This window comes from Frankia sp. CcMO1 (assembly GCF_977945845.1).
This window is the reverse complement of the sequence record NZ_CDWTMG010000289.1, coordinates 1-5,307: the sequence shown is the minus strand read 5'-3', so window position 1 is coordinate 5,307 and position 5,307 is coordinate 1. Positions and strand designations below refer to the sequence as shown.

The 5,307-nt window shown below is 66.2% G+C and carries 7 protein-coding genes; 4 read left to right on the top strand and 3 right to left on the bottom strand.

Annotated features, from left to right (window positions below):
• Positions 1-46: 46 nt before the first annotated feature.
• From AC08OU_RS22210 to AC08OU_RS22195, 4 genes are all read left to right on the top strand, one after another.
• Positions 47-313: a HepT-like ribonuclease domain-containing protein gene (locus AC08OU_RS22210; RefSeq protein WP_462203586.1), complete on the top strand. Its 267-nt coding sequence runs from the start codon at positions 47-49 to the stop codon at positions 311-313.
• Positions 314-374: 61 nt separating this feature from the next.
• Complete coding sequence (locus AC08OU_RS22205) at positions 375-617, top strand: hypothetical protein (RefSeq protein WP_462188645.1); 243 nt, start codon at positions 375-377, stop codon at positions 615-617.
• A 333-nt stretch (positions 618-950) separates the two neighbouring features.
• Positions 951-1,226, top strand: coding sequence for a hypothetical protein (locus AC08OU_RS22200; RefSeq protein WP_462188646.1), 276 nt, complete (start codon positions 951-953; stop codon positions 1,224-1,226).
• 53 nt (positions 1,227-1,279) lie between these two features.
• Positions 1,280-1,990, top strand: a complete 711-nt coding sequence (locus tag AC08OU_RS22195) for a hypothetical protein (protein ID WP_476602043.1) — start codon at positions 1,280-1,282, stop codon at positions 1,988-1,990.
• Between the two features lie 564 nt (positions 1,991-2,554).
• Here the strand turns inward: AC08OU_RS22195 and AC08OU_RS22190 are convergent.
• From AC08OU_RS22190 to AC08OU_RS22180, 3 genes are all read right to left on the bottom strand, one after another.
• Positions 2,555-3,328, bottom strand: coding sequence for a transposase family protein (locus AC08OU_RS22190; protein WP_476602042.1), 774 nt, complete (start codon positions 3,326-3,328; stop codon positions 2,555-2,557).
• A gap of 661 nt (positions 3,329-3,989) precedes the next feature.
• Positions 3,990-4,517 (bottom strand): transposase, encoded by a 528-nt coding sequence (locus AC08OU_RS22185; RefSeq protein ID WP_476602041.1) that lies wholly within the window; start codon positions 4,515-4,517, stop codon positions 3,990-3,992.
• 236 nt (positions 4,518-4,753) lie between these two features.
• A complete protein-coding gene (locus AC08OU_RS22180; protein ID WP_476605690.1) occupies positions 4,754-5,215 on the bottom strand; it encodes an SAM-dependent methyltransferase in 462 nt (153 codons plus the stop codon).
• Between the last annotated feature and the right edge of the window lie 92 nt (positions 5,216-5,307).

The window sequence follows — 5,307 nt, the reverse complement described above, 5'->3', positions numbered from 1 at the left end:
ACGAATGGCTGCCCCGATAAACTTCCCAAACAGGCCCTAGCCGGACGTGCCGTGGCGGTCCGTCACAGGCTTCCGCAACATCGCCGTTCACACATACTTCGAGGTCGACTGGTCAATTGTGTGGCGCATCCACGCCGGCAGCCACACGTTCTGTTCAGGCCGCCGAGGTCTCACCGCTCGGATCGCCCAGCGTGGCCACCTTCTCCAGCTTGTGTTGCGTTCGTCACACCGGTGGACGTATGCACTCCGCCGCCACCTCCCATCGCTCCAACCAGGAGCGATCCCCACTCCACCATCACACCCCCACCCGTAGCGCCACAACCTCACTGCTACGATTGCACAACGCCACAACTCGATAGGTATGGAGAACCGGGATGGCCAAGCGCAACGCCGCGCTCACTCTTCTCTTGGTCGAAATCGGCGCAATCGCGCTACTTGTGAATTCTCTGATCTCGTTCGACTGGCATGAACTTTGGTTCACCCTGTCGATCTCGATCGCTATTCCGTGTTGGGTTCTCGCCGTCAAGGCGCCTTCTACTTGCGGCGTGACAACCCAGCGCCGCACCCCGTGCCGTAAGGTGCTCCCAGCTGATCGCCGATCGGTGTTTTTGATCTAGGTTTCCCGTCTGCGGGCAGGGGCGGGGAGCGACGGTCGTGTCGCGGCGCCGGGTCCACCTGCATCCTCGGTACCGGCGTGCCTGCGGTCGCCTGCGCCAGGCTCCGCCCAGTCCGCCGGCAGCGCGGTCAGCAATGTCCGGCCTGAACGCCAGCGGTTCGGGAGCCGCCGTTGTCGACCCGTTCGACCCACCCGTCGACGGTGAGTTGTCTTGCTGGTGTGGTGGGAGGAGTCGGTGCTTGGTCGCGCCCGGCGGCGACCGATGGCAGAGTACCCTTGAGGTACTGGAGGCACCGACGAACTGGTAGCTGGCGGGAAGGAGACGGACGCGGCGATGATGGAGCAGACGCCCCGGCAGGTTGCGGTCAAGGTCTCGCCGGAAGGCGACAAGCTGATCACCAGTGGCGCGCACTACTTGCATATGAGCAAGAAGGATCTCGTCGAGGCGGCGGTCGCATTTTACCTGGACGCGCGCCGCGAGGAAATGCAGTCCGGGATGCGGGAGCTGCTGAGCGAGCTCGACGGCAGCCGCGCGTCACGGATAGCGATGCTCGCCGGGATGACTCGTGCTGAACTCGACGCGATCGGCGGCGTCGAAGAGGACCGCTGACGGTGGCCGGACGGGCCCGCCCCACGCTCCGCTGCCTGCGAGAGGATCTCGCCTTGACGGTCCCGCGCGCGGACACGCCTTTGGAGGACATCGGCCATCCGCTACTCGGCAAGGTCGGCGACCGCTTCGCCGACGACGACACGCCGCAGGAGCGGATCGCCGCGATCGACGATCAGGTGTTGTTCAAGGTGAAGGTCCATCGCTGGCGCGGTGCAGTGTGGGTCGACGCCGGGATCCCATGGCTGGTGGCGGCCGGGCAGCGGGAGGAAGGCTCGCCCGATGACTTCTACGCGGCGCTGGCCGCACGCGCAACCGCCGCGCGGGCACGCTACAACGCCAGACACTCGCCTGCTCTCGCCACCACGACCTACACCGGTGACCTGCTGCCCGGTCAGGAGGACAAGCTGAGGTGGCGGGCCGAGTCGGCGACGCGCGCCGAGCGCACGCTCAGGGCGGCGGTGCACCGGCTGGTAGGCGAGTCACTGCTGGACGGCCAGGAGCACGCCGTCATGCTGGACGGCGCGGCGCTGGGCATCCAGGTCGTCGCTGACCAAGGTCACGAGACCTATGTCGCGATCCGCCTCATCGGCTCGGTCCCGCGACGGCTCGTCGCGACGATCCTCAGCCTCGTACCCGGATGTGAAGCCGACGCATGGATGTCCGACTACGCCATGCCGCAGCGGGCAGTGGCCCCCGAAGAGCAGATCTGGTCCAACATCATGGACCCAGCCGAGGCTGCGACGTTTCTCGACCAGCAACCATGAGCCTGTCATCCCTCCTGAACCCGAAGAGGAACGTCAACGCGACCACCACGCCGACGACTACGGTCACGAGACGGGTCGAAGCGTCCGAAACCGCCAGACCTGCGGAACACCCGTTCGATCCGGTAGGTGATGTAACGGTCGGCGCGGTCACTGGGCATCGTCCCTGGCCAGGGCACGGGTAGCGACCGGCCGGACAGTGATTTCAGGGGCCGCAACCAAGATCGAACGGTTCGGATGCTGGTACACAGGGGACGTAATGAAGTAACAAATATGCGATCGAGAGCATCATCGCAGGTCACAGGCCTGTGGAGGGTTCGAAACGCGCAAGTTATTTCATTTCGACTCCACAGGGTCCACAAGCTGGCTTTGCCTGCTCAGCCCCCCTTCGGGGGCGCTTTCGCGTTTGCCGCTGGCTCCTGGCTGGACATCAGGTGTCAGCGCGCCTGGCCCCGACTGGGCCCGATCATCTGGGCAACACCGCTACCCCGTGAAGATCGAAGTCGGCGGGCACTAATTATTGACGGCGGTCGAGCTTCCCACCGAGCCTTTTCAAAGTTGGTTGTTCTAATGGCCCTCGCTGGCGAGGACGAGGACGGCCTGGGCGAAGGTGCCGACGCGGCGTGGGCAGCCGCGGAAACGGTCGAATATGTGCCAGTTCTTGAGGACCGCGAATCCTCGTTCACCTTGTGAGCGGGTGGTGGCGTGGGTCCGGTTGGCCTCCTTGTCACGGTCGGGGAGGTCGTTGTTCTTGGGTTTCTTGATCGGGACGAGGAGGCGCTCGCCTTCGCCGCCGATGTAGCCCTTGTCCGCGTAGAGGTAGAGCTCCGAACGGTCGATCAGATCGAGAATGTCGTGCATCCGGGCCGCGGTGAGGTCATGGACGGAGCCGGGAAGCCCTTCGGAGATCCAGACCAGCCGGCCGTAGGGGTCGGTGAGGCTCTGCAGGGTGATGCCGTGGTACTTGTGCTTGCCCGAGTAGTACAGCTTGTTATGCGCCCGGACACGATTGGTACGCACGACGGTGCCGTCGAGGATGAGGAAGTTGCTCTGGGTCCACGCGAAAATCCAGGCCGCGGCGAGCAGGGTCCGGCCGTGAGTGGCGAGCAGGCGGACGGCTTCGCGGATGTAGTTGTGGACGGTGCCGACGCTGACCTGGAACCCCTCGGCGAGTCGCTCGTAGCGTTCACCCTTGCGTAGGTGGACGAGTACCAGGAGTGCCTGCTCGTGTGGGGGCAGCTTGCGCCAGGTCCGGCGCTGGGCGCGGTCCTCGGCCAGCAGCCCCGCGAGGAGGGTCAGGGTCGACTCGGGCAGGTCGACGACACCAGGGTAGATTAGCAACGGAAGTCCTCGGTCAAGGGCACAGTGGAGTAGACACCCTGTGATCTACCGGGGACTTCTCTATTTACGGCACCCCTCCGGCCACCGCCCGGCCAACTATCGCCGCCGCCAGATGGCGGAACGACTGGAGCCGGCGCCCGTTGAATTCGCTAATTGGCGATCCTCAACCGCCGAGAGAATCAGACAAACCGAGGTTGAAAAGGCTCGATGTGCCACCGTTTCGTCCGTCCTTCGTCTATCAGCTCACAGTCGGCGCGCCGCCCAAGGGCGAGTGCCCTCGGGCGGCGCGGTTTCAGCCCTGATCCACCGCCCGATTTGGCCAGTTAGCGGTGCGATGAACGCGTAAATGCCCTCTGAGCTGGGATGATGGTCTTACTGAAGGAACCATCCGGACCGGCCGAGAGGGCAATGGCGCTGCTTTAAGGTGATCGTCGTGGTTCGAGGCAGTAGAGTTCGATGCAGCGGGTGACGGTGACCACGGCGGGTTCGCCGGGTTTTCGGGCGGGGAAGTCGCCGGTTTTCTTGGTTTTGCGGGGGCTGGCGCGGTCGGGGCGGTCCCGGACGAACGTCGCGGGTTGCAGGATCTTGAGGAGGAAGGTGGCCAGGGCCAGGTCACGCCGGCTGGGGGGAAAGCCCGCCGTGACGGTGTCGGTCGCGGCGGTCAGGGCGTGGCGGAAACTGATCCTGCCCGGGGGATGCCGGCGGCGTCCACGGCGGCGCCGACGAGAGTGTGGATGGCCTGGTAGACGGCGAACAGCGCCCACAGCTCCTGCGCGACGCCTTCGGGGTCCTTGCTGCGCAGGACGGGCTGTCCCTCGCCCCTGTCGGTCTTGTGGTGGCCGATCATGGTCTCGCACTCCCACCTCAGCGGGTAGGCGCACGCCAGGTCGAGCGCCGGGTAGGCAGCGACGTCGAGCAGGTCCGTCACCAGGCAGAACAGCTCCGAGGCGGACTCGGCGCCGCCGGTGGGGGTGGTGTGCACGGTGTACTCGACCACCCGGACCGTGACCGGCGGGCCGTCGGCGGGCCGCGCAGGCGTCAGCTCGGCCAGGTACGTGCCGTCCGCCAGGACCCGGACCGGTGTCAGGGCGAACGACGCCGAGGCCCGCCACAGGATGTGCGCGCCGGTGGCCAGCACGTCGCGGGCCAGCCGGTGGGACAGGAAGTTCCAGTCGGCGAGCACGAGCATGTCAGGTCCATAGCAGCCCCGCAGGTCCGCGGCGAGTGTCTGTTCGCCGGTGGTGAAGGGACCGAACGTGGCACCGACCAGCGCCCCGGTGCCGGACTCGGCCGCCGCCAGCCACCGGACCTGCGGGAACGCCCCCGCCCGAGTGCCGTTGGACGGCCGGCCGAACGCGGCGTCGTTGGCCTCGGTGTCCGGCAGGTCGATGGTCGGAGCCTGTCATGAACGGCGAGGCGCGCGGGCTACGGTTTCCGGGCGATTCCGCCATACATGTACACGTGGGCATCGTCCAGCGCAGCCGCCTCCTCGTCGGGATGCCAGTGGTGGACGAGCACTACTCCGGGGTCAAGCAGTTCCATCCCGTCGAAGAAACGCTCGACCGTGCTTTTATCGCGCACGGCCAGCGGAATGCCGTTGGCGTTGTATGCGGCCTCCCCGGCGCGAACTTCCTCGGGCGCGCTGTCGGCCGTGGCGGTCGACAGCGCCAGGATGCTCCCCGCCGGCAACGGGCGCATGAGCCGGTCGATGATGTCCTGAACGGCTGCGTCATCAGTGATGAACTGCACGATCGCGATCAGACTGACCGCCACAGGCTGGCTCAGGTCGAGAGTTTCCCGCAGTTGCTCGGACTCCAGGATCCCCTCCGGGTCGCGGAAGTCGGCGTCGAGATAGGCGGCCCGGCCCTCGGGGGTGCTGGTGAGCAGTAAACATTCACCTGCTTTAGCGATCTTGCTGTGGGTGACGGTTCACGGGCATGGCTGTGGGCCGCGCCGGGCGGGGTGGTTGGTGTCGGCTG

Excerpts from the sequence above, each read along its gene's own strand:
- AC08OU_RS22200 (WP_462188646.1), top strand. The coding sequence starts at position 951 with ATGATGGAGCAGACGCCCCGGCAGGTTGCGGTCAAGGTCTCGCCGGAA.
- AC08OU_RS22205 (WP_462188645.1), top strand. The coding sequence starts at position 375 with ATGGCCAAGCGCAACGCCGCGCTCACTCTTCTCTTGGTCGAAATCGGC.
- AC08OU_RS22185 (WP_476602041.1), bottom strand. The coding sequence starts at position 4,517 with ATGCTCGTGCTCGCCGACTGGAACTTCCTGTCCCACCGGCTGGCCCGC.